The 26618-nt window shown below is 63.1% G+C and carries 21 protein-coding genes; 16 read left to right on the forward strand and 5 right to left on the reverse strand.

Features of this window, described 5'->3' with window-relative positions:
• Positions 1-275 precede the first annotated feature (275 nt).
• The 4 genes from FJ943_RS28000 to FJ943_RS28015 all read left to right on the forward strand — a co-directional run bounded on the left by FJ943_RS28000 (position 276) and on the right by FJ943_RS28015 (position 5430).
• Positions 276-1022 carry a cytochrome c biogenesis CcdA family protein gene (locus tag FJ943_RS28000; RefSeq protein WP_140726755.1) on the forward strand — a complete coding sequence of 249 codons (747 nt, stop codon included), beginning with the start codon at positions 276-278 and terminating at the stop codon, positions 1020-1022.
• A gap of 158 nt (positions 1023-1180) precedes the next feature.
• Positions 1181-2557 carry a bifunctional UDP-N-acetylglucosamine diphosphorylase/glucosamine-1-phosphate N-acetyltransferase GlmU gene (gene glmU / locus FJ943_RS28005; RefSeq protein ID WP_140726758.1) on the forward strand — a complete coding sequence of 459 codons (1377 nt, stop codon included), beginning with the start codon at positions 1181-1183 and terminating at the stop codon, positions 2555-2557.
• Between the two features lie 202 nt (positions 2558-2759).
• Positions 2760-4583, forward strand: a complete 1824-nt coding sequence (gene glmS, locus FJ943_RS28010; RefSeq protein WP_140726760.1) for a glutamine--fructose-6-phosphate transaminase (isomerizing) — start codon at positions 2760-2762, stop codon at positions 4581-4583.
• A 94-nt stretch (positions 4584-4677) separates the two neighbouring features.
• The gene (locus FJ943_RS28015; RefSeq protein ID WP_031240956.1) at positions 4678-5430 is read left to right on the forward strand and encodes a DUF502 domain-containing protein; all 753 of its coding nucleotides are present in this window, start codon (positions 4678-4680) and stop codon (positions 5428-5430) included.
• Here the strand turns inward: FJ943_RS28015 and recG are convergent.
• Positions 5382-7490 carry an ATP-dependent DNA helicase RecG gene (gene recG / locus FJ943_RS28020; protein WP_140726763.1) on the reverse strand — a complete coding sequence of 703 codons (2109 nt, stop codon included), beginning with the start codon at positions 7488-7490 and terminating at the stop codon, positions 5382-5384. The genes FJ943_RS28015 and recG overlap by 49 nt on opposite strands.
• A 92-nt stretch (positions 7491-7582) precedes the next feature.
• Here recG and FJ943_RS28025 point away from each other — a divergent pair, with 92 nt between their 5' ends.
• The 3 genes from FJ943_RS28025 (at position 7583) to FJ943_RS28035 (ending at position 12971) form a co-directional block, all read left to right on the forward strand.
• The gene (locus tag FJ943_RS28025) at positions 7583-7870 is read left to right on the forward strand and encodes a succinate dehydrogenase assembly factor 2 (RefSeq protein ID WP_140616224.1); all 288 of its coding nucleotides are present in this window, start codon (positions 7583-7585) and stop codon (positions 7868-7870) included.
• A 71-nt stretch (positions 7871-7941) separates the two neighbouring features.
• Positions 7942-11439, forward strand: coding sequence for a transcription-repair coupling factor (mfd, locus tag FJ943_RS28030; RefSeq protein ID WP_140726766.1), 3498 nt, complete (start codon positions 7942-7944; stop codon positions 11437-11439).
• A 158-nt stretch (positions 11440-11597) separates the two neighbouring features.
• Complete coding sequence (locus FJ943_RS28035; RefSeq protein ID WP_015317645.1) at positions 11598-12971, forward strand: 3-deoxy-7-phosphoheptulonate synthase class II; 1374 nt, start codon at positions 11598-11600, stop codon at positions 12969-12971.
• A gap of 114 nt (positions 12972-13085) precedes the next feature.
• On the opposite strand, the gene FJ943_RS28040 is transcribed toward FJ943_RS28035, so the two are convergent.
• Positions 13086-14156 (reverse strand): diguanylate cyclase, encoded by a 1071-nt coding sequence (locus FJ943_RS28040; RefSeq protein ID WP_140726768.1) that lies wholly within the window; start codon positions 14154-14156, stop codon positions 13086-13088.
• A 397-nt stretch (positions 14157-14553) separates the two neighbouring features.
• Here FJ943_RS28040 and FJ943_RS28045 point away from each other — a divergent pair, with 397 nt between their 5' ends.
• From FJ943_RS28045 to FJ943_RS28055, 3 genes are all read left to right on the forward strand, one after another.
• The gene (locus FJ943_RS28045) at positions 14554-14970 is read left to right on the forward strand and encodes a GFA family protein (protein WP_015317647.1); all 417 of its coding nucleotides are present in this window, start codon (positions 14554-14556) and stop codon (positions 14968-14970) included.
• 78 nt (positions 14971-15048) lie between these two features.
• The gene (locus tag FJ943_RS28050; RefSeq protein WP_015317648.1) at positions 15049-15408 is read left to right on the forward strand and encodes a diacylglycerol kinase; all 360 of its coding nucleotides are present in this window, start codon (positions 15049-15051) and stop codon (positions 15406-15408) included.
• Positions 15409-15448: 40 nt separating this feature from the next.
• Complete coding sequence (locus FJ943_RS28055; protein WP_140716800.1) at positions 15449-16036, forward strand: hemerythrin domain-containing protein; 588 nt, start codon at positions 15449-15451, stop codon at positions 16034-16036.
• A gap of 3 nt (positions 16037-16039) precedes the next feature.
• Here the strand turns inward: FJ943_RS28055 and FJ943_RS28060 are convergent, their stop codons facing one another.
• A complete protein-coding gene (locus FJ943_RS28060) occupies positions 16040-16627 on the reverse strand; it encodes a DedA family protein (protein ID WP_140726771.1) in 588 nt (195 codons plus the stop codon).
• Positions 16624-17184 carry a DUF1003 domain-containing protein gene (locus FJ943_RS28065; RefSeq protein ID WP_140726774.1) on the reverse strand — a complete coding sequence of 187 codons (561 nt, stop codon included), beginning with the start codon at positions 17182-17184 and terminating at the stop codon, positions 16624-16626. The genes FJ943_RS28060 and FJ943_RS28065 overlap by 4 nt, the downstream gene beginning before the upstream one ends.
• 190 nt (positions 17185-17374) lie before the next feature.
• On the opposite strand from FJ943_RS28065, the gene FJ943_RS28070 reads away from it, so the two are divergent.
• From FJ943_RS28070 to FJ943_RS28095, 6 genes are all read left to right on the forward strand, one after another.
• Positions 17375-18091 carry a DNA-3-methyladenine glycosylase I gene (locus FJ943_RS28070; protein WP_140664293.1) on the forward strand — a complete coding sequence of 239 codons (717 nt, stop codon included), beginning with the start codon at positions 17375-17377 and terminating at the stop codon, positions 18089-18091.
• A 63-nt stretch (positions 18092-18154) separates the two neighbouring features.
• The gene (locus tag FJ943_RS28075) at positions 18155-19831 is read left to right on the forward strand and encodes an NAD+ synthase (RefSeq protein WP_015317653.1); all 1677 of its coding nucleotides are present in this window, start codon (positions 18155-18157) and stop codon (positions 19829-19831) included.
• Positions 19832-19887: 56 nt separating this feature from the next.
• Complete coding sequence (locus FJ943_RS28080; protein WP_015317654.1) at positions 19888-20304, forward strand: GNAT family N-acetyltransferase; 417 nt, start codon at positions 19888-19890, stop codon at positions 20302-20304.
• 382 nt (positions 20305-20686) lie between these two features.
• The gene (locus FJ943_RS28085) at positions 20687-22492 is read left to right on the forward strand and encodes an ABC transporter ATP-binding protein (RefSeq protein WP_140726777.1); all 1806 of its coding nucleotides are present in this window, start codon (positions 20687-20689) and stop codon (positions 22490-22492) included.
• A gap of 63 nt (positions 22493-22555) precedes the next feature.
• A complete protein-coding gene (locus FJ943_RS28090; protein ID WP_246671952.1) occupies positions 22556-23866 on the forward strand; it encodes a hypothetical protein in 1311 nt (436 codons plus the stop codon).
• Positions 23867-24043: 177 nt separating this feature from the next.
• Positions 24044-25417, forward strand: coding sequence for a glutamate--tRNA ligase (locus FJ943_RS28095; protein ID WP_140726780.1), 1374 nt, complete (start codon positions 24044-24046; stop codon positions 25415-25417).
• Here the strand turns inward: FJ943_RS28095 and FJ943_RS28100 are convergent.
• Positions 25335-26534 (reverse strand): DUF2865 domain-containing protein, encoded by a 1200-nt coding sequence (locus tag FJ943_RS28100; RefSeq protein ID WP_140726782.1) that lies wholly within the window; start codon positions 26532-26534, stop codon positions 25335-25337. The genes FJ943_RS28095 and FJ943_RS28100 overlap by 83 nt on opposite strands.
• Positions 26535-26618 lie beyond the last annotated feature (84 nt).

Raw genomic sequence — 26618 nt, forward strand, 5'->3', positions numbered from 1 at the left:
GTGTAGATCTTGGTGCCGTTGACCTCGGCTTCCTTCCACGCTTCGGCGGCAAAGGATGCGGCGGTGCTGAGCAGGAGCGCGGCCAGCGCCGCGGTTATCGTTTTCATGGAAATCTCCGTGGCTGATATTCGAAGGCGCGCGGCAAATCGCGGCCTCGTCGTGTCAACGCCTTGCGCCGATGCTTTCTTCCCCGCCCGCGATGACTTGCCACACGATGGTGATTGGCGGACAAACCGGCGTGCCGCTATATCGGACGCCAAAGGTGGAGTTTTGGAATGGCAGTGGATATCGGCTATGTCAGCGCGGTCGGGGCGGGGGCCATCTCGTTCCTGTCGCCATGCGTGCTGCCGCTCGTGCCGCCTTATCTCTGCTACATGGCCGGCGTCTCCGTCGACGATTTCCGCGGCAATGCAGGTGCGACGGCACGCGAGGGCGCGCGCGGCGCGCTGCTCTATTCCTCGATCGCCTTCGTGCTCGGTTTTTCCACCGTGTTCGTCGCGCTAGGCGCCGGCGCGTCGACCATCGGCCGGCTGCTGCGCGTCTGGCAGGAGCCGCTGGCGATGGGCGCCGGCGTGCTGATCATCCTGATGGGCCTGAACTTTTTGGGCATCCTGCGCATCCCGCTTCTGTCACGCGAGGCGCGCTTCCAGTCGCAGGGCAAGCCGGCCAGCGCCGTCGCCGCCTATGTCATGGGCCTTGCCTTCGCCTTCGGCTGGACGCCCTGCATCGGCCCGGTGCTGGGGCCGATCCTGACGCTGGCCGGTGGCCGCGAGACGGTCGGCGAGGGGGCTCTTCTGCTCGCCGCCTATTCGCTCGGCCTCGGTATCCCGTTCCTGATTGCCGCGCTGTTCTCCGGCGCTTTCATGCGCTTCCTCGGCAAATTCCGCGTCCATCTCGGCCGCGTCGAAAAGGCGATCGGCGCGCTGCTGGTGGTCGCCGGCGTGTTTTTCCTCACCGGCGGCGTGCAGACGGTGTCGTACTGGCTGCTGGAGAATTTCCCGGTGCTGGGGCGGCTGGGCTGACGATTGTCGACTTGGGGCGAGCTATGGGACTCAACTGAGGACCCGTTGATTAAGAGTCAGCTGCTCTATCATCTCACCGGAATTTAACCGCATTGGTGCAGCATGGCGCCACTGCTATCCTGTATTGATTCCCAACCCTTTCATACGGTTGCCCGTCCATGAGCCAGAGATCCTGCCTGTCCGTCATCCTCGCAGCCGGCGAAGGCACGCGCATGAAGAGCGCGCAGCCGAAGGTGCTGCATCAGATCGCCGGGTTGCCGATGGTGGCCCATGTGGTCAAGGCGGCCGAAGCCGCGGGTGCGAGCGGGCTGGCGCTGGTGATTGGCCATGGCGCCGACGAGATGCGCAAGGCGGCGGCGAAGTTTGCACCGAAGGCGGAAACCTTCGAGCAGGAAAAGCGCTTGGGTACGGCGCATGCCGTTATCGCTGCCCGCGCAGCGATATCAAGGGGTTATGACGACGTCCTCGTGATGTTTGGCGACACGCCACTGATCGATGCGGATGCGCTCACGGTGGCGCGGCGGAGATTGGCGGAAGGTGCTGCCGTCGTGGTGATCGGATTCCGCCCACCCAATCCGGCCGGCTATGGCCGGTTGATCGAAAGGGATGGCAAGCTCACAGCTATCCGCGAGGAAAAAGACTGCTCCGAAGAGGAGAAGAAAATCGGCTTCTGCAATGCCGGCATGATGGCGGTGGCCGGCGCGCACGCGATGAAACTGCTCGACGCGGTCGGCAACGAGAATGCCAAGGGCGAGTATTATCTGACCGATATCGTCGAGATCGCCAGTGCACAAAATCTCGATGTCGTTGCCACCGAAGCCAGCTTCGAAAGCGCGCTCGGCATCAACAATCGCGCCGAATTGGCGCAAGCCGAAGCCATCTGGCAACAGCGCCGGCGCCATGACGCGATGCTGTCGGGCGTGACTCTGATCGCCCCGGAAACCGTGTTTTTCTCGCACGACACCGAAATTGGCGCCGACACCATCGTCGAACCCAACGTCTGGTTTGGTCCGGGCGTGAGGATCGCCAGCGGCGCCAAAATCCACGCCTTCAGCCACGTCGAGGGCGCCACCATCGCTTCCAATTGCGATGTCGGGCCGTTCGCCCGGCTGCGGCCAGGCGCCGATCTCAGGAACAAGGCCAAGGTCGGCAATTTCTGCGAGGTCAAGCAAGCCGTTATCGAGGACGGCGCCAAGGTCAACCATTTGACCTATATTGGCGACGCGCGTGTCGGCGCGGGCGCCAATATCGGGGCGGGCACCATCACCTGCAACTACGACGGCTACTCAAAGTTCTTCACGGACATCGGCGCGGGCGCCTTCATCGGCTCCAATTCCTCGCTCGTGGCCCCGGTCACCATCGGCAATGGCGGCTATATCGCCTCGGGCAGCGTCATCACCGAAAGCGTGCCCGACGATGCGCTGGCCTTCGGCCGCGCCCGCCAGAAGACGATCCCCGGCAAGGGCAAGGAATTGCGCGAACGCTTTGCTTCCGCGGCGGCCGCGAAGAAGAAAGCGGCTGGCGCCGACCATTAGCGATTGGGTCGACGGTCTGCTTTTCCGCCGAAGCAATCGAAAAAACCGAACGATTGCCGTAACCGGATTGCAAGAGCGGGCTGTCATGGTGCATGCCTGCTGAAGCGTCCGTTACAGCGGACGAAATGCAATGTGACTTTCGCGGCAGGCCGGCCACGCCTAAATATCGCTGGTTTTCCGTGGGCAATCGGGGACTGTCTGCATGTGCGGTATCGTTGGAATCGTCGGCCACTCGCAGGTTGCGCCGCTCATCGTCGACGCACTGAAGCGGCTCGAATATCGCGGCTATGACTCCGCTGGCGTCGCCACCATCGAGAAGGGCGCGCTCGGCCGCCGCCGTGCCGAGGGCAAGCTGGTCAACCTCGAACGCCGGCTCAAGGATGAGCCGCTCGACGGCATGATCGGTATCGGCCATACGCGCTGGGCAACCCACGGCGTGCCCAACGAGACCAATGCGCACCCGCATTTTTCGGACGGCGTCGCCATCGTCCACAACGGCATCATCGAGAATTTCGCCGAACTGCGCGAGGAGCTGATCCGCGACGGCTATTCCTTCTCGTCACAGACCGACACCGAGGTCGTGGCGCATCTGGTGGCGCGCGAACTCGCCAGGGGGCTAAAGCCGGTCGAAGCCGCGCATAAGGCGCTGAAGCGGCTGGAAGGCGCCTTTGCGCTAGCCATCATGTTCAAGGGTGACGAGGACCTGATCGTCGGCGCGCGCAATGGCCCGCCTTTGGCCGTTGGCCATGGCGACGGCGAGATGTTTTTGGGGTCCGACGCCATCGCGCTCGCTCCGTTCACCAATTCGATCACCTATCTCGAGGACGGCGACTGGGCGGTGGTGCGTCGCGACGGCGTCGCCATCTTCGACATCGACGGCAAAAAAGTCGACCGCAAGCGCCAGCAGTCGCTCTCGACCAGCTTCATGGTCGACAAGGGCAACCGCCGCCATTTCATGGAGAAGGAGATCCATGAGCAGCCCGAGGTGATCTCGCACACGCTAGCTCATTATGTGGATTTCGTCTCCGGCGTCTCCAAGCCGCTCGATCTGCCATTCGACTTTGCCAAGATCGGCCGGCTGGCGATCTCCGCCTGTGGCACCGCCTATCTCGCCGGCCTGATCGGCAAATACTGGTTCGAGCGCTATGCGCGGCTCCCGGTCGATATCGATGTCGCGTCGGAATTCCGTTATCGCGAGATGCCGTTGTCGGCCAACGACGCCGCCTTCTTCATCTCGCAATCGGGCGAGACCGCCGATACACTGGCCTCGTTGCGCTATTGCCGCAAGGCCGGGATGAAGATCGGCGCCGTCGTCAACGTGCGGGAATCGACCATGGCGCGCGAATCCGACGTCGTGCTGCCGACGCTGGCCGGGCCAGAGATTGGCGTCGCTTCGACCAAGGCTTTCACCTGCCAGCTGTCCGTGCTCGCGTCGCTTGCCGTGCGCGCTGGCGTGGCGCGCGGAGCGATCTCGAATGAGCAAGAGAAAACGCTGGTGCGAGCGCTTTCGGAAGCGCCGCGCTATGCCAACCAGGTGCTGAAGCTCGAAGAGCAGATCGAACGGATCGCGCGGGAACTGTCGCGTTACAAGGACGTGCTCTATCTCGGACGGGACACCAATTTCCCGCTCGCCATGGAAGGCGCGCTGAAGCTCAAGGAGATTTCCTACATCCACGCCGAAGGCTATGCCGCCGGCGAGCTGAAGCATGGGCCGATCGCGCTCATCGACGAGAACATGCCGGTGATCGTGATCGCGCCGCACGACCGCATCTTCGAAAAGACCGTGTCCAACATGCAGGAAGTGGCGGCGCGTGGCGGCAAGATCATCCTGATCACCGACGCCAAGGGCGCGGCACAGGTGAGCCTGAAGACGATGGAGACGATCGTGCTTCCGGATGTGCCGGAAATCATCTCGCCCATCATTTATGCGCTACCGATCCAGATGCTCGCCTACTTCGCTGCCGTGTTCATGGGCACCGACGTCGACCAGCCGCGCAATCTGGCGAAGTCGGTGACGGTGGAATAGAGGCGCTTGTAAACAGGCGCCTTTAAAAACTTCGCAGTTCCAAAGCGCCTTCCGGTTCACTAATGTCGCGTCGCAATAGCGCCTCCGGTGAACCATGTCAGACGCTCCCAAGACTTCCGGCATGACACGGCTGAGGAACTATTTCCTCACGGGCTTCATCGTCTGCGCGCCGCTGGCGATCACCGCCTATATCGCCTGGTCGTTCATCGGCTGGGTCGATTCCTGGGTGAAACCGTATATTCCGGCGCGCTACAGCCCCGACACCTATCTGCCGTTTCCGGTTCCAGGGTTCGGGCTCATCGTTGCGCTCATCCTGATCACGCTGATCGGTTTTCTGACCGCCAACATTGTCGGCCGCGCCATAGTCGGCTTTGGCGAGCGCTTGCTTGGCCGCATGCCGCTGGTGCGCGGCATATACGGCTCGCTGAAGCAGATTTTCGAGACCGTGCTGTCGAACAAGGGCGACATGTTCCGCCAGGTTGGGCTGGTCGAATATCCACGCAAGGGCGTGTGGTCGCTGGTGTTCGTCGCCAGCGAAAAGGAAACCGAGATCAACCAGAAGCTCGACCAGGAAGGTGATCCGCTGATTGCCGTGTTCATGCCGTGCACGCCGAACCCGACGACCGGTTTCCTGATGTATGTGCTGAAGTCGGACATCGTGCCGCTCGACATGACGATCGAGGACGGCGCCAAGCTGATCGTATCAGCTGGGTTGGTGGCTCCCGAGGTGAAGACGAAACTGGTGACGCTGAACGGCGAGCCGATCAACGGAACCCTGGCCAATCCGCCGCTAGGGCCTCACCCGGCGCGCAGGAGCCGCACGGCCTCGTCGCGGCCGAACAAGTAGAGCAGGAGCCGCAGCGCCTCGCCGCGGTCCGATTGCAGTTCTGGGTCGCGCGACAGGATCAGCCTGGCGTCGTCACGGGCGGCCTCCAGTAGGTCGGCATGCACCTCGATGCGCGCCACCTGGAAACCCGGCGTGCCGGACTGGCGGGTGCCCAGCAGTTCGCCTTCGCCGCGCAATTTCAGGTCCTCCTCGGCGATCAGGAAACCGTCCTCGGTCTCGCGCATCACCGACAGCCGGCGTTTTGCGGTCTCGCCAAGCGGATCCTTGTACAGCAGCACGCAGGACGAGGGCTTGTCGCCGCGTCCGACCCGGCCGCGCAGCTGGTGCAACTGAGCGAGGCCGAAGCGTTCGGCATGCTCGATGACCATGATCGTGGCGTCAGGAACGTCGACGCCGACCTCGATCACCGTGGTGGCGATCAGGATGCGCGTCTCGCCTTGCTTGAAGGCGCGCATCGCCTCGTCCTTCTCGACACCCTTCATGCGGCCGTGGACAAGGCCGATGCGATCGCCGAACAGCGGCTTCAGCGAGGCAAAGCGATCCTCGGCCGACATCAGTTTTATTTCTTCGGATTCCTCGACCAGCGGGCAAATCCAGTAGATCTTCTGGCCATCCGCGACGGCATCGAGCATGCGGCCGACCAGCTCGTCGAGCCGCTCCAGCGGCAGCGTGACGGTGCGGATCGGCTGGCGGCCGGCGGGTTTTTCCGTCAGCTTCGACACGTCCATGTCGCCGAAGGCGGTCAGCACCAGCGTGCGCGGGATGGGGGTCGCGGTCATGACCAGCATGTCGGGGGCGTCGCCCTTCGCGGTGATGGCAAGCCGCTGGTGGACGCCGAAGCGATGCTGCTCATCGATAACGGCCAGGACCAGGTCGTGGAAGCTGACCGTTTCCTGAAACAGCGCATGGGTGCCGACGACGATGTCGATCTCGCCGCTGGCAAGACCCGCCAGCGTTTCGGCTCGCTCGCGGCCCTTTTCACGGCCGGTCAGGATGGCGATGCGCAAGCCGACCTTGGCGGCAAGCGGGGTGATCGTCGCCAGATGCTGGCGCGCGAGGATTTCGGTCGGCGCCATCAGCGCCGCCTGGCCGCCGGCCTCGACAGCGCGTGCCATGGCAAGCAGCGCCACCACCGTCTTGCCCGAGCCGACGTCACCTTGCAGCAGCCGCAGCATGCGCTCCGGATCGGCGAGATCAGCGTTGATTTCGGCGAGCGCGAATTCCTGCGAGGGCGTAAGCGAATAGGGAAGGGCTGTACGCAGCTTCTCGACGATGCGCCCATCGCCGACGAGAGGGCGGCCTGACAGGCGCCGCACCTTTGCCCGCACCAGAGCCAGCGAGACCTGGCCGGCGAGCAATTCATCATAGGCGAGGCGGCGCCATGCAGCCCCTTCGACCGCGACATCGATCGGATCAGCGGGATAATGGACGCGCGTCAGCGCGTCGCCGAAGGACGCAAAGCTCTGGCGGCGCATGAAGGCATTATCCTGCCATTCCGGCAGCTCCGGCAGGCGGCCGAGCGCGTGGCCGATCGCCCGGCGCAGCACCTTGCCCGAGAGGCCGGCGGTCAGCGGATAAACCGGTTCGACCAGCGGCAGGTTTTCCGCTTCGCTGGCGAGCGCGATATGGTCGGGGTGGACCATGGTCGGGCGGCCGTTGAACCATTCCATCCGGCCTGACACCACGACATGCTCGCCCACAGGCATTGCCTTTTCGAGATAGGCGGCATGGGCATGGAAGAAGGTCAGGCCGATTTCGCCCGTGTCGTCATGGGCGTAGACCCGGTAGGGCACCGACCTGTTGCCGCGCGGTGGCGGCTGGTGACGGTCTATGCGCAGCTCAAGCGTGACGATGGCGCCTTCGGCCGCGAGTGCGATGCCCGGCCGGTTTCGGCGGTCGATGACGGTGTGCGGCAGCACGAACAGGAGGTCGCCGGCGCGTGCGGCGCGGTCGCCGAGATCGGCGGCAACGACCTTCTCGATCAGCGCGCCAACCTTCGGCCCGACGCCGGCAAGCGAGGTGATCGGGACAAACAGGGGATCGAGGATGGAAGGACGCATGATGTCAGCTTATGTCGCGACGGCCGCAGCGCAAGGCTGACAGCGCCCACTATCCACGCTATATGCGCCGCTTGAAGCGAGGATGCGGCACAATGACCGGAACGAAACGATCAAGCGAGGGGCTGGACGCCCATCGCCGCAAGCTGTTGTTCCGTTCCTGGCATCGCGGCATGCGCGAGATGGACCTCATCCTCGGCACCTTCGCCGATGCCGAGATCGGCACCTTGACCACCGAGGAAATCGACCAATATGAGAGGCTCCTCGATATTGCCGACACGGAATTCCTGCCGCTGGTTACGGGCGAACGCCCGGTGCCGGCGGAGATCGACTGTGCCGTCCTGCAAAAAATCCTGGCGTCCCGCCGGACCATGACTTTCTGAACACAAGCAATTCCAGGAAAAGTGCGCAGCGGTTTTCCCATGGGAATTGCGACAAACAAGACCGTGATTTGATGGCTCTCATTCCCACCATTGGCTTGCCGAAGGGCCGCGCCGGCCAGTTCATCGTCGACGGTGTCGCGGACGGCTACGAGGCTTTCGCGCTGGTGCAGACGGCGCTCGAGATCGCGCCCGACAAGCCGGTGCTGTTCGTGGCCCGCGACGGCCAGCGCCTGCCTTCGATCATCGAGGCGCTGTCCTTCGTCGCGCCGGGCCTGCCTGTGCTGGAACTGCCTGCCTGGGACTGCCTGCCATACGACCGTGTGTCGCCCGGTTCGGATGCCGCCGCCAAGCGCCTCGATGCGCTGACCGCCATGATCGCACTGGCGAAGAAGCCGCACCGTGCCGTAATTCTCACCACCGCAAATGCGCTGCTGCAGCGCATTCCGCCCGCGGAGCTTATCGAGGCCCAAACCTTCCACGCCAGGCCCGGCAACCAGATCGACATGAATGCGCTGATCGCCCGGCTGGAGACGTCGGGATTCGAGCGGGTGCCGACCGTGCGCGGCATCGGCGAATTCGCGGTGCGCGGCGGCATTCTCGACCTCTTTGCGCCCGGCTGGAGCGAGGCGCTGAGGCTTGATTTCTTCGGTGACACGCTGGAATCGATCCGCGTCTTCGATGCCGCCACGCAGCGCACCACCGGCCAGCGCAAGTCGATGGCGCTTCAGGCGATGAGCGAGGTGGCGCTGACGCCCGAAACCATCAGCCGCTTCCGCCGCTCCTATATCGAGGCTTTCGGCGCGCCCCAGCGTGACGACGGCCTCTATGCGGCGGTCAGCGAGGGCCGGCGCTTCGCGGGCATGGAGCATTGGCTGCCGTTCTTCTACGAGCGACTGGAGACGGTGTTCGATTACCTGCCCGACGCACCCGTGGTTTTCGACCATCTGGCACATGAGGCGCTGGCCGAGCGCCATACGCTGATCCTCGATCACTACGAGGCGCGCAAAAAGCAGGCTGACGCGGCGCTCAAGGATGCGGTCCCCTACAAGCCGGTGGCGCCGGATCTGCTCTATCTCTCGCCGGAGAATTTGAAGGCTTCGCTTGGCGAGCGCGAAGACATCGACTTTAGCGTGTTCGACGCGCCGGACCTGGGGAGCAAGAAAGTCTTCCACGCCGGCTCGCGCCATGGCCGCAGCTTCGTCGAGGAGCGAGCCGATCCGAACGTCAATGTCTTCGACGTCGTCGTCCGGCACATAGCCGACGAGCGCGCGGCGCGCCGCCGCGTCATTATTGCGGGCTGGACCGAAGGCTCGCTCGACCGGCTTGGCCAGATCCTGGCCGAGCACCATCTCGGCAATCTCAAGCAGGTCGAGACGCTAGCGGAGGCCGAACAGCTCGAGCCGGGACAGGCCGCATTGGCGGTTTTGCCACTGGAATCCGGCTTCGAGACTGAAAAGCTGGTTGTCGTCGCCGAACAGGACATTCTGGGCGACCGGCTGATCCGGCGTTCGAAGCGCAAGAAGCGCGCGTCCGACTTCATTGCCGAAGCCTCGGCCTTGTCGGCCGGCGATATTGTCGTCCATGCCGACCATGGCATTGGCCGTTTCATCGGCCTGCGCACCATTGAGGCGGTCGGCGCGCCGCATGACTGCCTGGAAATCCACTATGCCGGCGACGACCGGCTGTTCCTGCCGGTGGAAAACATCGAGCTGCTGTCGCGCTACGGCTCCGACACGGCCGAGGCGACGCTCGACAAGCTCGGCGGCGGCGCCTGGCAGTCGCGCAAGGCGAAGCTGAAGCGGCGCCTGCTCGATATGGCCGGACAACTGATCCGCATCGCCGCCGAGCGGCAGATGCGGGCCGCACCGGCCCTGGTGCCGGCCGAAGGCCTCTATGACGAGTTCGCAGCCCGGTTCCCTTACGAGGAAACCGACGACCAGCAGACGGCCATCGACTCGGTACGTGACGATCTCGGCGCGGGCAGGCCGATGGACCGGCTGATCTGCGGCGATGTCGGCTTCGGCAAGACCGAAGTGGCGCTGCGCGCCGCCTTTATCGCGGCGATGGAAGGGTTTCAGGTCGCGGTGGTGGTGCCGACGACACTGTTGTCGCGCCAGCATTTCAAGACATTCTCGCAGCGCTTTTCCGGACTGCCGATCCGTGTCGCACAGGCGTCGCGGCTGGTGGGCTCAAAGGAATTAGCCGAGACCAAGAAGGGCATTGCCGAAGGGCAGGTCGATATCGTTATCGGCACCCATGCGCTGCTGGGCTCCGCGATTTCGTTCAAGAATCTCGGCCTGCTGATCATCGACGAGGAGCAGCATTTTGGCGTCAAGCATAAGGAACGGCTGAAGGACCTGAAGACCGACGTCCATGTTCTGACCCTGTCGGCGACGCCGATCCCGCGCACGCTGCAACTGGCGCTGACGGGCGTGCGCGAACTGTCGCTGATCGCCACGCCACCGGTCGACCGCATGGCGGTGCGCACCTTCATCTCGCCCTTCGACCCGCTGGTCATTCGCGAGACGTTGTTGCGCGAGCGCTACCGAGGCGGCCATTCCTTCTATGTCGTTCCGCGTATCAGCGATCTGGTGGAAATCCATGATTTCCTGAAGGAATCTGTTCCTGAGCTGAAGGTAGCGGTGGCGCATGGGCAGATGCCACCGGGCGAACTCGACGACATCATGAACGCGTTCTATGACGGCCAGTATGATGTGCTTTTGTCGACGACCATCGTCGAATCCGGACTCGACATCCCGACCGCAAACACGCTGATCATCCACCGCGCCGACATGTTCGGCCTGTCGCAGCTCTACCAGTTGCGCGGCCGCGTCGGGCGCTCGAAGGTGCGCGCCTATGCGCTGTTCACACTGCCGGCCAACCGCAAGCTCACCGACACTGCCGAGCGCCGTCTGAAGGTACTGCAGTCGCTCGACACGCTCGGCGCCGGCTTCCAGCTCGCCAGCCATGACCTGGATATCAGGGGCGCCGGCAACCTGCTGGGGGAGGAGCAGTCCGGGCACATCAAGGAGGTCGGTTTCGAGCTCTACCAGCAGATGCTGGAGGAAGCGGTCGCCGAGGTGAAGGATTCCGGCGAGGTGCAGGATGGCGGATGGTCGCCGCAGATCGCCGTCGGCACGGCGGTGATGATCCCGGAAGGCTACGTGCCGGACCTGCAGCTCAGGCTGGCGCTGTACCGCCGTCTCGGCGATCTCGAAAACACCGAGGAGATCGACGCCTTCGGCGCCGAACTGATCGACCGTTTCGGCCCGTTGCCGGAGGAAGTGAAACATCTCCTCAAGATCGTCTTCATCAAGGCGCTGTGCCGCAAGGCCAATGTCGAGAAGCTCGATGCCGGGCCGAAGGGTATCGTCATCCATTTCCGCAAGCGCGAGTTCTCGAACCCGGTCGGGCTGGTCAAGTATATTGGCGAGCAGGGTTCGCTGGCCAAGATCAGGGCCGACCATAGCGTGGTCTTCATCCGCGACTGGCCGACGGCGGAGAAGCGTCTGGCGGGCTCGGCTGTGGTCATGACGCAACTGGCGCGACTGGTGGATAAGGCAGCCTGATCTCGCCTTTCGGGCCGTCCTGGGCGCGTCAGCCATTCGCCAGCACCGAAATTCCGGTCTAGAATAGGAAATCGGCTTCGTGTATGGAGCCGCCACCCCAGTTTGGGGCGGGAAATGGCGGGCGAGGGTGTCCGCCGGAAAGAGCGTTGGGTGCAGCGATGACGAAATGGTCGCCGAATTCGTGGAGAGCAAAGCCGATCAAGCAAGTTCCCGCCTATCCGGACCTTGCCGCGCTGAAGAACACGGAAGCCCAACTCGCCACCTTCCCGCCGCTGGTCTTTGCCGGCGAAGCGCGCAAGCTGAAGAAGCAGTTGGCAGCGGTTGCCGCCGGCGAAGCCTTCCTGCTCCAGGGTGGTGATTGCGCGGAGAGTTTTGCCGAGCATGGCGCCGACAACATCCGCGACTTCTTCCGCGTCTTCCTGCAGATGTCCGTGGTGCTGACCTTCGCCGGTGCGCAGCCGGTGGTGAAGGTTGGCCGTGTCGCCGGCCAGTTCGCCAAGCCGCGCTCGTCCGACAACGAGACCAAGGGCGAAGTGACGCTGCCGAGCTATCGCGGCGACATCATCAACGGCATCGAGTTCGACCAGAAGTCGCGCATTCCCGATCCCGCCCGCCAGGAAATGGCCTACCGCCAGTCGGCGGCCACGCTCAACCTCCTGCGTGCCTTCGCGCAGGGCGGTTATGCCAGCCTGGAGAATGTGCATCGCTGGATGCTCGGCTTCGTCTCCGACAGCCCGCAGGGCGAGAAATACGAGTCGCTTGCCAACCGCATCACCGAGACGATGGATTTCATGCGCGCGGTCGGCATTACGTCCGAAACCAATTTCGCGCTGCGCGAAACCGACTTCTACACCAGCCACGAGGCCCTGCTGCTCGGCTACGAGGAGGCGCTGACCCGTGTTGATTCCACCTCGGGCGACTGGTACGCCACGTCGGGTCACATGATCTGGATCGGCGACCGCACGCGTCAACCCGACCACGCCCATGTCGAATATTGCCGCGGCATCAAGAACCCGCTCGGCCTGAAATGCGGTCCGTCGCTGACGCCGGACGGCCTCCTGGAACTGATCGACCTGCTGAACCCCGAGAACGAGCCGGGGCGGCTGACGCTGATCGCCCGCTTCGGTTCGGACAAGGTTGCCGACCATTTGCCGAAGCTGGTGCGCGCTGTGCAGAAGGAGGGCCGCAGCGTGGTCTGGTCGTCGGATCCGATGCATGGCAACACGATCGAGGCCGCCGGCTACAAGACACGGCCCTTCGACCGCATCCTGAAGGAAGTTCAGACCTTCTTCGAGGTGCACCGCGCCGAAGGCACGCATCCGGGCGGCATCCATGTCGAGATGACCGGCAAGAACGTCACCGAATGCACCGGTGGCGCCCGTGCCATCACCGCCGAGGAGTTGCAGGACCGCTACCACACCCATTGCGATCCGCGCCTCAACGCCGACCAGGCGATCGAACTGGCCTTCCTGGTCTCGGACCTGTTGAAGAAGAGCCATCCGGTGCAGCACAAGCAGGTCGCGAACGGCTGATCTCGGCCAATTGGAACCGATAAAGGAAAGGCGCCTGGGAAACCGGCGCCTTTTTTATTGCAACTTCGGTTTGTGCTTCCGACCGTGTCGGCGCAACCGGCAAAAGCGAAAGCCTCAGTCTTTCTTGTAAAGCAGCCAGCTTTTGCTGGCGCGCCCTGCCATGGCTGAATGCCTGGTGACGCGGTTGCGCCCGCTGACCTTGGAGCGGTAGAGCGCCCGATCCGCCTTGGTGTAGAGGTCTTCGGGGCCTTCGGCCTCTGATGCCATGCAGATGCCCATCGATACCGTCACGGTGCCGTAATTCATGCCGGTCTGGCTGCTGGTGAACGGCGTCTGCTCGATCAGGGCGCGAATGCGTTCCGCGATCTCGTAGGTTGCGTCCTCGCTGGCGCCCTCGATGATCAGCGCGAACTCCTCGCCGCCGGTTCGGGCGACGAACATGTCGCTGCGGATGCTGGTCTGGAAAATCTCGGCGATGATCTGGATGATCTTGTCGCCGACAGGATGGCCATAGCGGTCATTGATGTCCTTGAACCGGTCGATGTCGACAAGGACAAGGGCATTGAACAGAATACCCTTGTTGCTGTTGTAGATCCTGGTGATTTCCTTGTCGAAAGCGCGACGATTCCAGATCTGGGTCAACGGATCCGTATCGGCCAGCCGCTTGTATTCCTCGAGCTTCGACTTGACGCTCTCAAGCTCCGCCGTCTTGTCGCTGAGCGTCGAGGCGATCTGCCGGCCGTGGTCGATCGTCGAATTGGTTGCGATCGTCATTGCGTTGGCGATCTTTTGCAGAAGATCCTGGGAGAGAAGGCTGCGGTTGCTCAGGCCACTGGATGTCTCGTCGAGGATCCTGCCGTATTTTTCGATATGGCTGCGCTCGCTGCGCAGAAGCGACGCGACCTCCTCAAGCTCCTTGGCGATGACGTCCCGGGCATGCTCGATGATGCCGGGGCCATGATTATGGGCAAAGAAAGCGCGCCCGATCTGATCCAGCTCATCCTGCGTCGGCCGGCTGCTCAGCGACAAGACGGCAAGACCGAGCTCGCGGTTGGTGCCGCTCAGGGCCTCATAGAAGATCTCGTAGTTGCGCGGCAGGCCGAGCACGCCAAGCTGGCGCATGGTGGCCACGACTGTGCTTGCGATCTCAGTGTTTCGTTCGGTCTGGGTGGCCGCCGGCTGCATGGTTGTTCGCTCTTCCCTTGGGAACGCGCCTGAACTTGGCGCATATCCATCATCGCTGACGCGGGGACGCCACCCATTCGAAGCCGACACACGAAAAGGCGCGTCCCCACACGCGACCTTCGATGGAGACCACCATAGATGCAGTAGCGCTAAAGTTTCCTTAATCGGCAGAACTCACGCCTTTTCGCTACATCAGGCTGCATGCGTCCCACCAGACTATCAACCTCCAGGCAGCGCTGATTGGCGGCGTTGCATGCAAATTCGCGTACCGATCTGGCTGAGCGAAACTGAACTTCGGATTTTCCACAACAACAGATGTCGCAATTGCTTACGCATGACGGCCGCAAAGCTGGAATGCTGGTGCCTTCGTCAGACTACAGTTTAGGGGAGAAACCCAGTGCGGGAGAGTCACCAGGGATCATGCCTGTGCGGAGCGGTCCGCTTCCGGACAAGTGGGGCACTGCGTGGCGTCGTCTACTGCCATTGTTCGCAATGCCGCAAACAGAGCGGGCATTTCTATGCCGCGACCAATGTTGCCGATACCGACATCGTGATCGAAGGCACGGAAAGCATCACCTGGTATGAAGCGTCCGGCTTCGCCAGGCGCGGCTTTTGCAAGACATGCGGGTCGCTGCTGTTCTGGAAGGCAATGGACCAAGACCATATCTCGGTCATGGCGGGATCGTTCGACAAGCCGACAGCGCTCGAGGGCGAATGTCATATCTTCGTCGGCGACAAGGGCGACTATTATTCGATCGACGATGGGCTGCCGCAGTTTGAAAAGTCGACACCGGCCATACCGGTCGCTGAATGAAATTTGGACGATCCGCCTTATTCCATTGATCGGGGCATTGCTTTATCCCGGGCCGGTGATTCCGAGAGGGGCCTTGGCATGCAGCGGCTGATCGATGCTTTTATCAATTCGGTGCGGGCATTTCGCAAGCTTGCGGTTAGCGAGAAGGCTTTCCAGCAGGAACTGATGCTGCTGGTGCTGGCCTTGCCCGCTGGCTGGTTCGTTTCGGTGTCTTGGCGCGGTTACGCGCTGCTGATCGGCGCGGTGCTCCTCTTGATCATGGTCGAAGTGCTGAACACGGGCATCGAGGCGGCGTGCGACGCAATTTCTCGTGAATTCCATATCGATATCCAGCTCGCCAAGGATTGCGGCTCGCTGGCGGTGCTGATTTCTGTGGTGATTGCCGGCGGCGTCTGGGGCATCGCTCTCATCGAGCGCATAACGGGGGTGCCGATCTGAAGCTTTGATGCCTATATGACGGTCACCAAAGGAGACCGTCATGGCAGAGGTCACGAATTCATCGCTTCTCGAACGCCTGGGCCTGCCGGACGACCTGCGCTGGCTGGCCGACAAATATCCCCGCGAAAACTGGCAGGCTCACGCCAACATTCACGGCATGGCCAATATGTGGCTGCAGCGGCACGACATGTTCCGCGAACTCGGCGGCATGCTCACCGGCGGCATTGGCAACTATCGCGAAGGCAGACTGACGGCCCCCGATTTCGCGCGCTGGTTCGCGCCGCGCCTCAACCATTTTCTCGGGCATCTCGACGGCCACCACAATGTCGAGGATTACCAGTATTTCCCGGCCTTCACCAAGGCGGAGCCCCGTCTGAAGCGCGGGTTCGAGATTCTCGATGCCGACCACCACACCATCCATGAAGGATTGGAGCGCAACGCCGAGGCGGCGAACGCGTTCATCCGTACACTTCAGGAGAGTGAGGACAAGCAGCGCTTCGCCGCCGATGCCTATGCCGACGAAAACAACCGTCTGATCGCGATGCTGACCCGGCATCTGGCCGATGAGGAGGACCTGATCATCCCGCTCATCCTCGATCGGGGGGACCAGGCGCTCGGCATCGACTGACGGTCAAAACTCCTTGTCGCGCTCCCGCTTGGCGACATGGCGGGCGACAAGCCAGGCAAGCACGGCCACGGCAAGGCCGATGCCGAGCCCGACGAACAGCCGCTTGTGCTGCATCAGGGCCTGGCCGATCAACTGCTCGGCTCCCAATCCGAAGACATAGCCGATCGTGCTGAACAGGACCGCCCAGATGACCGAGGAAATGGCGTTGAGGATGATGAAGCGCGGCGCCGCTATGGTCGAAAGGCCGGCCGCGATGCCGCCGACCAGGCGCATGCCGTAGACATAGCGGTTCGACAGCACGAAGATGTTGGGATGGGTGTTGAGCAGGCGGTAGGCGCGGCGAAAGCCGGGCCGCCGGCGCAGCCTGACGACATGGCGATTATCGGCGAAACTCCTGCCGAGGATGAAGAAAAAGGTGTCGCCAGCGAAGGCGCCCAGCGCTGCCGCGACGAAGGCATGCCACAGCACGAAAACATGCTGGTGGGCGAAGAAGCCGCCCAGGATCGCGGCACTTTCGCCTTCGGCCACGCAGCCGAGAAAAACCGCCAGCAACCCGTATTGCTCGATGAAATGGTGGATCGCTTCGGTCATGACGCCGACTGCTGTGACAGTCTTTCGTCGATCCGCTTGACCACTTCCGCCAGTCGCACGATCTCGTCGCGCATGCCGATGATCTGGCTGTGGCGCAGTTCGTCCAGCTTCTCATGCAGCGCCATGATCTCGATCTCGGCCTTCAGATTGACCTCGTAATCATGGGCGGCATCGATGCGGTCGCGTTCGGTCTGGCGGTTCTGCGCCATCATGATCACCGGCGCCTGCAATGCGGCGACCATCGACAGGACGAGGTTGAGGAAGATGAAGGGGTAGGGGTCGAATGCATCGCGCGACAACAGCCAGACATTGGCTGATGTCCACACGATCAGGAAGGCGATGAAGGTCAGGATGAACGACCAGGAGCCGCCGATGCGGGCGATCGTATCGGCAAGGCGGTCGCCAAAAGTCTGGTGGAAAGCGACGGCCTTGTTGGTGTCCCTGGTGATGGTGGTACGCTCGATGGTGCTTTGCAGCACCCGGTTTTCCAACTGGCTCAGCCCATCCGGCTTCCGCTTCAGCCAACGGTTCGCCAGGTCGTCGATGGTCTTGTTCATGGCCGTCTCCAAGCGCTTTGCTGCGCTAAAGCGCGTCGCGTCGAAGCGGATTGAGGCGACGCGCTTTAGGTTTTTGCTTTTATGCATGTCGTCTTCCCAAAACCGAGGTCACTTTTGGGCGACATGCATTAGAGGTAGAGGCTGCCGGCCCGGGCGGGAAGTGCTAGATTGAGGCGAACCGAGGTGACCGATGGCCGACTTCAAGAAAATTCGCGCTCGCGCGGCAAATCGCAAGGGCGGTGAGGCGGAACTGACCTCGCTGTTGGGTCCGATACCCGACAATGCCGCCGTCGCCGACATTGCCGACGCCCGCATCCTTTCGACCATGGCCGAGCGCGTCTTTGCCGCCGGTTTCGTCTGGCGCGTCATCGAGCAGAAATGGCCCGGTTTCGAGGAAGCGTTCCTGCGCTTCGAGCCGAAGCGGCTTTTGTTCCAACCCGACGATTTCTGGCACGATCTGGCCTCGGACCAGCGCATCGTGCGCAATCCGCAGAAGATCAGGTCCGTTCGCGACAACGCCGCCTTCGTCGAGCGCGTGTCCCGGGAACATGGCGGCTTCGGCAATTTTCTCGCCGAATGGCCCGCCGATGACCAGGTCGGGCTGATGGCCTATCTCGGCAAGCATGGCAGCCGGCTCGGCGGCAACACCGGCCAGTATTTTTTGCGCTGGCTGGGCTGGGATGCTTTCGTCATTTCGGCCGACATGGCGGCAGCCCTTCGCGACGCGGGCCTCGACATCGCGGACAACCCGACATCGAAGAAGGACCTCGACAAGATCCAGGTCCAGATCAACCGATGGGCCGACGAGACAGGGCTGCCGCGCCGGCATCTCTCGCGCATCCTGGCCATGTCGATCGGCGAAAACCACTCTCCGCAATCGCTGCGCGAGTATATGGGCGACGATTGACGGGCTGAATTGGTCCAAACGAACGCCATTGCGAGGTGAATTCCGCCGCGCTAAGTCAGCAGCATGACCAAGAAGCTCGACATACTGCGTATCGCCATCGCCCAGCTCAACCCGACTGTCGGCGACGTCGCCGGCAACCTCGCCAAGGCGCGCGAGGCGAGGGCGGATGCCGCCCGCCAGGGCGCCGATCTCGTGCTCTATACCGAGCTTTTCCTCGCCGGCTATCCGCCGGAGGATCTGGTGCTCAAGCCGGCCTTCCTCAAGGCATGCGAGCGGGCAGCACAGGATTTTGCCGCGGACACCGCCGATGGCGGTCCCGGCGTCATCATCGGCACGCCGCTGAAGCGCAAGAGCGGCACGCATAATTCCATCGTCTTCGCCGATGGCGGCAAGATCATCGCCGAACGCTACAAGCTCGACCTGCCCAATTACGGCGAATTCGACGAGAAGCGCGTCTTCCAGGCCGGACCCGAGATCCAGGGACCGGTCAACTTCCGCGGCGTGCGCATCGGCATACCGATCTGCGAGGACATCTGGGGCGACGTCGCGGTCTGCGAGACGCTGGCCGAAAGCGGCGCGGAAATCCTGCTGGTGCCGAACGGGTCGCCCTATTATCGCGCCAAGATCGACGTTCGCCATCAGGTCGTGATCAAGCAAGTCATCGAATGCGGCCTGCCGATGATCTATGCCAACCAGCTCGGCGGCCAGGACGAGCTGATCTTCGACGGCGCCTCCTTCGCCATCGGGGCGGACAAGACGCTCGCCTTCCAGATGAGTCAGTTCGAGGATGCGGTCGACGTCACCACCTGGAAACGTACCGATGATGGCTGGGTCTGTTCGGAAGGACCGATGTCGAAAATCCCGGACAAGGAGGAGGCCGACTACCGCGCCTGCATGCTCGGCCTGCGCGATTACGTCAACAAGAACGGCTTCAAGAATGTGGTGCTTGGCCTTTCCGGCGGCATCGATTCCGCGATCTGTGCCGCATTGGCCGTCGATGCGCTGGGCGAGGAACGGCTGCGTGCCGTCATGATGCCTTATCGCTACACTTCGAAGGATTCCCTCAAGGACGCCGAGGACTGCGCCCGCGCCCTCGGCTGCCGCTATGACATCGTCCCGATCTTCGAGCCCGTCGAAGGCTTTTTGCATGCGCTGACGCAATTGTTCGAAGGCACTAAGGAAGGCATCACCGAGGAGAATTTGCAGAGCCGCGCGCGCGGCACCATCCTGATGGCGATCTCCAACAAATTCGGCTCGATGGTCGTCACTACGGGCAACAAGAGCGAGATGTCGGTCGGCTACGCCACGCTCTACGGCGACATGAATGGCGGCTTCAATCCGATCAAGGACCTTTACAAGATGCAGGTCTACGCGCTCTCGCGCTGGCGCAACAGCCATGTGCCGCCGGGTGCGCTCGGGCCTTCGGGCGAGGTGATCCCGAAGAACATCATCGACAAGGCGCCATCGGCCGAATTGCGCGAGAACCAGACCGACCAGGATTCGCTGCCGCCCTATCCGGTGCTGGACGACATCCTCGAATGCCTGGTCGAGAACGAGATGGGCGTCGACGACATCGTCTCGCGCGGCCATGACCGGGCGACGGTGGCTCGCATCGAACATCTGCTCTACATCGCCGAGTACAAGCGCAGGCAGGCGGCACCGGGTGTGAAGATCACCAGGAAGAATTTTGGCCGCGACCGCCGCTATCCCATCACCAATCGTTTCAGGGATCGTGGCTGAAGCGCAGTTCGTCTGCTGGACGAAAATACGCGGCATGGCGGGATAGGGATACCAGCATGCCCGACTGTGAAATCAGCTTCGACCTCTCACGGATCGACTTTCGTGCGACCTCCGACCTGTTGATGGAAAGCTACTGGGGAGCTGGACGCAGCGACGAGTTCCATCGCCGGGCCTTTGCCAACTCGTTCTGCGCCGCCGCCTACATCGCTGGCAAACAGGTCGGTTTCGGCAGGGCGATCACCGACCGCACGGTATTCGCCTATCTCGCGGATATCATCGTCTGGCCCGTGCATCGCGGGCAGGGCGTCGGCTTGCGGCTGGTGCGGGCACTCATCGACCATCCTGAACTCAGCACCGTCTCGCATTGGAGCCTGTCGACCAGCGACGCGCATGGGGTCTATGAAAAGCTGGGTTTCAAGGCATCGATGGATGGGCGATACATGCGCCTCGATCGTGCGCCGCATGCCGGGTGAACGACGTGCGACGGCGATAGGCGGGGATAGCGACTGTTGCAAAATCGCCTCATCGGCTGGGCCAGAGATGCTTTTGGCCATGGCTTGCCTTGGCGCGCAATCGAAGCACCCCTATAAGAGCCTTTCCGCGATTCCCTTCAGGGAGGACCGAATGCCAGGATTTGACATCGTTATGCGAGGCCGCGAGGCCTAGGTCTGCGCCGGTGTTCCGAAGTATCGGAACCATACCGGGCGTAGAAAAGGCATTTGCCGCTGCCGGTCGCCGCCCATGGGCAGGCGACCAACGCCGAACCTCCGCATTCATGGGCAATTCGCCCCGGCGCGGTTTTTCAACCTTCGACCTTTATTTGGGATCGGGCTCGTTTTGCGCCCGAATGACATCATGGCTCGTTTCAAGATCGATTTGCGCGCGAGCGCCTTTCGCAGCGTTCTTGGCTTCACACTTACCCATTGGCGGCGTCAGCCTTGGCGGCTCTCGCTCATCATGGGCGGTTTCCTGCTGTCGACGCTGGCCGACGTGCTGACGCCGCTCTACTCCGGTCGGCTGGTCGATGCTGTCGCCAGCAGCGCCGGAGCGGATGCCATTGCCTGGAACGCCGCGATGACGGCATTTTTCTTCTTGATGGCGCTGGCGCTGACTGGCGTCGTGTTGCGCAATCTTGCCTTCATGGGCATCGTGGAGCTGACACTCAAGATGATGGCCGACATCGCGGCCGGCGCCTTCCATCGCGTTCAGCGCTTTTCGACCGACTGGCATGCCAACTCGTTTGCCGGCTCGACGGTGCGCAAGGTGACGCGCGGCATGTGGGCGCTCGACCTGCTCAACGACACGATCCTGATCGCGCTGCTGCCGTCGGTGGTCATGCTCGCCGGCTCGACGCTGCTGCTCGGCTGGTTCTGGCCGCTGATGGGCGTGGTCGTCGCGGCCGGCTCCCTGCTGTTCATCACGGTGACGGCCATGTTGTCGCTTGGCTATGTCGCGCCCGCGGCAAGGCTTGCGAACACCTGGGACACGCGCCTCGGCGGCTCGCTGGCCGACGCGGTCAGCTGCAATGCCGTGGTCAAGGGCTTTGGCGCCGAGGCGCGCGAAGAGCGCCGCCTCGCCAGGGTGGTCGCCAAATGGCGCGACCGCACACGGCGCACCTGGGTGCGCGGCACCATCAACGGCACCACGCAAGGGGCGCTGCTGCTGGTCATGCGGGCCGCCGTGATCGGCTTGGCGCTGATGCTGTGGTCGTGGGGGCAGGCGAGCGCCGGCGATGTCGCTTTCGTGCTGACATCATTCTTCGTGCTGCAAGGCTATTTGCGCGATATCGGCACGCATATCCGCAATTTGCAGCGTTCGATCAACGACATGGAGGAACTGGTCGATTTCCAGTCCGAACCGCTCGGCATCGAAGACAGGCCCGGCGCCGAACCGATTGCAATCACGCAGGGCCACATCGCCTTCGACAACGTCACCTTTCACTACGGCAATCACCGGTCGCCGCTCTACCGTGACTTTTCGGTGGATATCGCGCCGGGCGAACGTGTCGGGCTCGTCGGTCACTCGGGTTCGGGCAAGACCACATTCGTCAAGCTCATCCAGCGGCTCTATGACGTGAATGCGGGAAAGATCGTGATCGATGGCCAGGATATCTCACAGGTCGCCCAGGCGTCGCTGCGCGCCCAGATCGCCATCGTTCAGCAGGAACCGATTCTGTTCCACCGGTCGCTGGCCGAAAATATCGCCTATGCCAGGCCAAGCGCGACGCAGGGGGAGATCGAGCATGCCGCCAGGCTGGCGAGCGCGCATGACTTCATCACCAGCCTGCCGAAGGGCTATGGGACGCTGGTCGGCGAACGTGGCGTGAAACTGTCGGGCGGCGAGCGCCAGCGGGTGGCGATCGCCCGCGCTTTCCTGGCCGATGCGCGGATCCTGATCCTGGACGAGGCGACGTCGAGCCTCGATTCGGAATCGGAGGTGCTCATCCAGCAGGCGATGGAACGGCTGATGGTCGGCCGCACGACACTGGTCATCGCGCATCGGCTTTCGACGGTGCGGGCGCTCGACAGGCTGCTGGTCTTCGATCGCGGCAAGATCGTCGAGGAAGGCTCGCATGACGAGTTGATCCGGCTGAAGGGCGGTATCTACCGCCGCCTGTTCGAGCGCCAGGCGCTGGAACTTACCAAGGGCCTCGTGATGTGATCCGAGGTGGCCTCCGGCTCCTGCCGGGGGCCACCTCTATCGGTTGCCATAAGCCGGCGAGCCATGTGGCGCTCGCAATCGCAGCGCGAAGCCAAAGTCCCGAGTGCGGGACGTCTGTTTACGTTACCGGCCGAGATTCGTTGTTTCCACTTTTGGTTGCTGTACTCTGTAAAAGCAACCTGTTTGGTGTTTACGATGCATCTCGTTTCCGCAAATGCCGGCGCGCAAAAGGTGACGGCCCCGTCGGTGCTGGATTCCCAGCACGGCTCGGTTCGGCCACTCGCCGCCGAAGATCTCGAGCGCGTCGCGGCACTCTTCCTGACGAAGTTTCGCCGCCGCCGGCGTCACCTCCTCGATCGCGCTATCGAGGAGACGGCCGAATACATGAGAAAGATCTATCTTGACCCCGCCGGCCAGCCCGGTGCGAGCGCTCTTGTCCAGATCAACCGGCAGGGGGATCTGGGCGGGTTCCTCGGCGTCCTGAAAGCCCGTTACGAGTTCAACGGCGCTGGATTGAATGCGGCGATCATCGGTCCGTTCATGGCCGACACTGGCGCCGACGATGGCTCGGCAGGACCGCAATTGCTGCGCGCCTTGCACCAAGGCGAATTCGATCTGCAACTGACGGATTCGGCCAACCGGGTCTCCCTGGCCTTCGCGCGACCGATGAAATACCAGCTCCTGCCGGTCCATTGCCTGGGATGGACCTGCATCTTCCGGCCAGCCGCGATGGCCGCCGCCGCGCTGCACCGTAAATGGCCCGGCCTGCCTCGCTTGGCACTCGATCCCTGTGCGAGAGCATTCGACGCTGTCGCGAAGCGAAGGTTCAGATCGCCTTTCCAGGCTTCATCGTCGCATCGGGTCCATGCCGAGCCGATCAATGCCGCGCAGTTTGCCGAGCGGTTGCCGACCCTTCTCTCCGATTACGCTCTTCGGCCGAGTTGGAAGGACGGCGAACTGCCGCGGCTGCTCGCGCTGGCGGCCGAGAAGCGGGCCGACGGACCACTTCATTTCGGCGGGACTTACGATGAGACAGGCAAAATGCTCGGTTGCTATGCCTTTTACGGCCGGGTCGGAGACATGGCGGTCCTGCTGCAAATCCAGGCTTCCGGACACCACTGGGGCGCGACGCTGGACGGCCTCGTCGCGGCAGCGCGGGATATGGGCTGCGCAGGCATCACCGGGCAGACCCAGGACAAGTTCATGCCTCACCTCTTCGGCTACAGGAATGTCTTCTTCCGCTATGCCGGCGGAACGATGGTCCGCTCGCGAATCGCCGAGGTCACGCAAGCGGTCCGCTCCGGCGACATCGCTATCGGCGGCTTGATGGGCGACCGCTGGACCCGCCTGAGTTCAGACGACTTCGGCCGCTGATCGTCGTCAACCACCTGTTCGTCGGCTCCGCTGGCCGCTTGCCCTCTCACGGCGGGGTCTTGCGCCAGCTGAGGCGTGCCGGCCCGGTCTTTTCATTCCAGCCGCCATGTTCTATGTCTGCGGCACGGTGCGGGGGCGCATCTTGTCAATCATAAAGGCATCCGGTACGCCCCGCTCATGACAGTTACCGTTCGTTTCGCCCCGTCACCGACCGGCCGCATCCATATCGGCAATGCGCGCACCGCTCTGTTCAACTGGCTGTTTGCTCTCAACAACAAGGGCCGCTTCATCCAGCGCTTCGACGACACCGACATCGCCCGCTCGAAGCAGGAATTCGCCGACGCCATCCTTTACGACCTGCACTGGCTGGGCATTTTCCCGGATGCCACCGAGTATCAGTCGCGGCGCTTCGAAATCTATGACGCGGCGGTGGAGCGGCTGAAGGCGGCGGGCGTTCTTTACGCCTGCTACGAAACGCCGGAAGAACTCGATCTCAGGCGCAAGGTGCGCCGCACGCGGGGCCTGCCGCCGGTCTATGGCCGCGAGGCATTGGCGCTGACGACAGAGCAGGTGGCCGAATATCAGGCCGATGGACGCCGGCCCCACTGGCGTTTCCTGCTGCCCAATTTCTCCGGCGATCCGCTGCAGCCGGAGCGCACCGAGATCCGATGGGACGATTTGGTGCGTGGCGAGGAGACGGTGGATCTGGCCTCGCTGTCCGATCCGGTGCTGGTGCGTGAGGACGGCACCTATCTCTACACGCTGCCCTCCGTCGTCGACGACATGGAGATGGGTGTCAGCCATGTCATCCGCGGCGACGATCATGTCACCAACACCGGCGTGCAAATCGCCCTGTTCAAGGCGCTGGGTGCCGAGCCGCCCGTCTTCGGCCACCACAATCTCCTGACCACCGTCTCGGGCGAGGGGCTGTCGAAGCGCACCGGCGCACTTTCCATCGAGAGCCTGCGTGAAGACGGCATCGAGCCGATGGCCGTCGCTTCGCTGGCCGTACTGGTCGGCACGTCGGAGAACGTCGCGGCCGCGCATGACCTGACCGAACTCGCCGGCCATTTCGACCCGGCCGCGACCTCGAAATCGTCGTCCAAGTTCGATCCGGCCGAACTGTTCGTGCTCAACCGGGTGCTGCTGCATCACATGCCGTTCGACGAGGCGCGGGACCGGCTGATGGTGCTGGGTATTTCCGGCGAACAGGCCGAACCATTCTGGCTGGCGGTGCGCGGCAATCTCGACCGGCTGGCGGATGCGGTTGCCTGGTGGCGCGTCCTGCGCGAAGGGCCGCGGGAGAAGCCTGACTTTTCCGACGACGACCGCGATTTTCTGCACCAGGCGCTCGATCTCCTGCCTGAGGAGCCGTGGAACGGGACGATCTGGAAGGATTGGACCGGCAAGATCAGGGAAGCGACCGGCCGCAAGGGCAAGGCGCTGTTCATGCCGCTCAGGCTTGCCCTTACTGGACTGCCTTCGGGGCCGGAGCTTGCAGATCTATTGCCCCTGATGGGTCGGGAAGGAACGTTGGCCCGACGACCCTGACCTTGCGCTGGTCCGGAGGCACGGCCGAAACCGGCGATGTCACAGGCTTGGCCGAGAGGCGCTTGATGGCCTCGCGGTCGAGCCCGCCGTCCCTGTTGGCCAGGGTCTCCGGGTCGGCACCCGGATCGGGCTTTAAGGCCGGCACCGGAACGAGCGGCGCCGCTTCCGGTTCGGGCTGTGACTGTTGGGGGCTTGGCGAGTTGCCGCCAATGATCTGGAAATTCTGCGCGGCGTTGCAGCCGCAAGCGGGCGGCCGCGACATGTCGGGCTGTTTGTAGAGATAGGCGGTCGGCAATTCGCCGTAGGGCCTGCCGGTGACCGATGACATCATCGATGCCGAATCATCGTCCATGCCGCGCGAATAGAAGACCTGCATCTCGGTGCCGGGGCAGGCGGATTCGCAATTCTTCTGGTCGCGCTCGAAATCGCCGGCCGAGGCGGCGTTCGACATGGGGAAGAAATAGCCGTCGCAAGTGCGCACGCAACTGGTGTGGAATTCGCCGCCGCTGCTCGCAACGTCCGGACTGCCGGGCTGGTTCAGGACGCGGCCGACATCGCGTTCCTCCCCGGAATCGTCAGGCTGGTCCAATGTATCGATCTGGCGGTCGTCGCCGCCGAAAAGCTGGTCGAAGAGATTGGCATTGCCTCCATCTTCACGATTCGCTTCCAGCGGAGGCTCGCGGCGGGAGGACACCGCATCGTCACGGCAGTCATTGGCATCGAGCGCCGCCAGGATACGGCCCCGGTCGCGGCGTGAACTGCCGCCGGCGAGTTGGGCGCGCTTGGCCTGCAGACTGTCGAGATTGGCGCTCATGCGCTCGATGGTGGCGTTGAGCCCGGCACACCGGTTGATGTTGCGGGAAAATAGTGAAAACCCGCAACCGGCATTGTCCGCCTGGCTGCGGGCCTTGGAGATCTGTTCGCGCTGCCGGTAGATGGCCGCATCGTATTTGCGGATCATTGCCGGACCGCCGCCGCCACGCGAAGCCGCGGCGAGCTCGGCCTCCAGTTGACGGCAGACCCGCGAAGCGGCCCGCGGCTCGCTGACCACCGTGCCGGACAGCAGAAGGCCAAGCAGCACGGCAGCATGCGCCTGCTTCGAACCTCCGCTCGCCATCCGCCTCGATCCCGCTTGCCTGTGGTCGCCAAGGCTACCCCGTTCGCGGTTAATCGTCCATTTCGGAAGTTGCTTAGTTGCCGG

The sequence above is a fragment of the Mesorhizobium sp. B2-3-10 genome (assembly GCF_006442275.1).
GTDB lineage: Bacteria > Pseudomonadota > Alphaproteobacteria > Rhizobiales > Rhizobiaceae > Mesorhizobium > Mesorhizobium australicum.

Excerpts from the sequence above, each read along its gene's own strand:
- FJ943_RS28095 (WP_140726780.1), top strand. The coding sequence starts at position 24,044 with ATGACAGTTACCGTTCGTTTCGCCCCGTCACCGACCGGCCGCATCCAT.
- FJ943_RS28015 (WP_031240956.1), top strand. The coding sequence starts at position 4,678 with ATGTCAGACGCTCCCAAGACTTCCGGCATGACACGGCTGAGGAACTAT.
- FJ943_RS28050 (WP_015317648.1), top strand. The coding sequence starts at position 15,049 with ATGCAGCGGCTGATCGATGCTTTTATCAATTCGGTGCGGGCATTTCGC.
- FJ943_RS28035 (WP_015317645.1), top strand. The coding sequence starts at position 11,598 with ATGACGAAATGGTCGCCGAATTCGTGGAGAGCAAAGCCGATCAAGCAA.
- mfd (WP_140726766.1), top strand. The coding sequence starts at position 7,942 with ATGGCTCTCATTCCCACCATTGGCTTGCCGAAGGGCCGCGCCGGCCAG.
- FJ943_RS28085 (WP_140726777.1), top strand. The coding sequence starts at position 20,687 with ATGGCTCGTTTCAAGATCGATTTGCGCGCGAGCGCCTTTCGCAGCGTT.
- glmS (WP_140726760.1), top strand. The coding sequence starts at position 2,760 with ATGTGCGGTATCGTTGGAATCGTCGGCCACTCGCAGGTTGCGCCGCTC.
- FJ943_RS28040 (WP_140726768.1), bottom strand. The coding sequence starts at position 14,156 with ATGCAGCCGGCGGCCACCCAGACCGAACGAAACACTGAGATCGCAAGC.
- FJ943_RS28025 (WP_140616224.1), top strand. The coding sequence starts at position 7,583 with ATGACCGGAACGAAACGATCAAGCGAGGGGCTGGACGCCCATCGCCGC.
- FJ943_RS28060 (WP_140726771.1), bottom strand. The coding sequence starts at position 16,627 with ATGACCGAAGCGATCCACCATTTCATCGAGCAATACGGGTTGCTGGCG.
- FJ943_RS28090 (WP_246671952.1), top strand. The coding sequence starts at position 22,556 with ATGTGGCGCTCGCAATCGCAGCGCGAAGCCAAAGTCCCGAGTGCGGGA.
- FJ943_RS28100 (WP_140726782.1), bottom strand. The coding sequence starts at position 26,534 with ATGGCGAGCGGAGGTTCGAAGCAGGCGCATGCTGCCGTGCTGCTTGGC.
- FJ943_RS28075 (WP_015317653.1), top strand. The coding sequence starts at position 18,155 with ATGACCAAGAAGCTCGACATACTGCGTATCGCCATCGCCCAGCTCAAC.
- glmU (WP_140726758.1), top strand. The coding sequence starts at position 1,181 with ATGAGCCAGAGATCCTGCCTGTCCGTCATCCTCGCAGCCGGCGAAGGC.
- FJ943_RS28065 (WP_140726774.1), bottom strand. The coding sequence starts at position 17,184 with ATGAACAAGACCATCGACGACCTGGCGAACCGTTGGCTGAAGCGGAAG.
- FJ943_RS28070 (WP_140664293.1), top strand. The coding sequence starts at position 17,375 with ATGGCCGACTTCAAGAAAATTCGCGCTCGCGCGGCAAATCGCAAGGGC.
- recG (WP_140726763.1), bottom strand. The coding sequence starts at position 7,490 with ATGCGTCCTTCCATCCTCGATCCCCTGTTTGTCCCGATCACCTCGCTT.
- FJ943_RS28055 (WP_140716800.1), top strand. The coding sequence starts at position 15,449 with ATGGCAGAGGTCACGAATTCATCGCTTCTCGAACGCCTGGGCCTGCCG.
- FJ943_RS28080 (WP_015317654.1), top strand. The coding sequence starts at position 19,888 with ATGCCCGACTGTGAAATCAGCTTCGACCTCTCACGGATCGACTTTCGT.
- FJ943_RS28000 (WP_140726755.1), top strand. The coding sequence starts at position 276 with ATGGCAGTGGATATCGGCTATGTCAGCGCGGTCGGGGCGGGGGCCATC.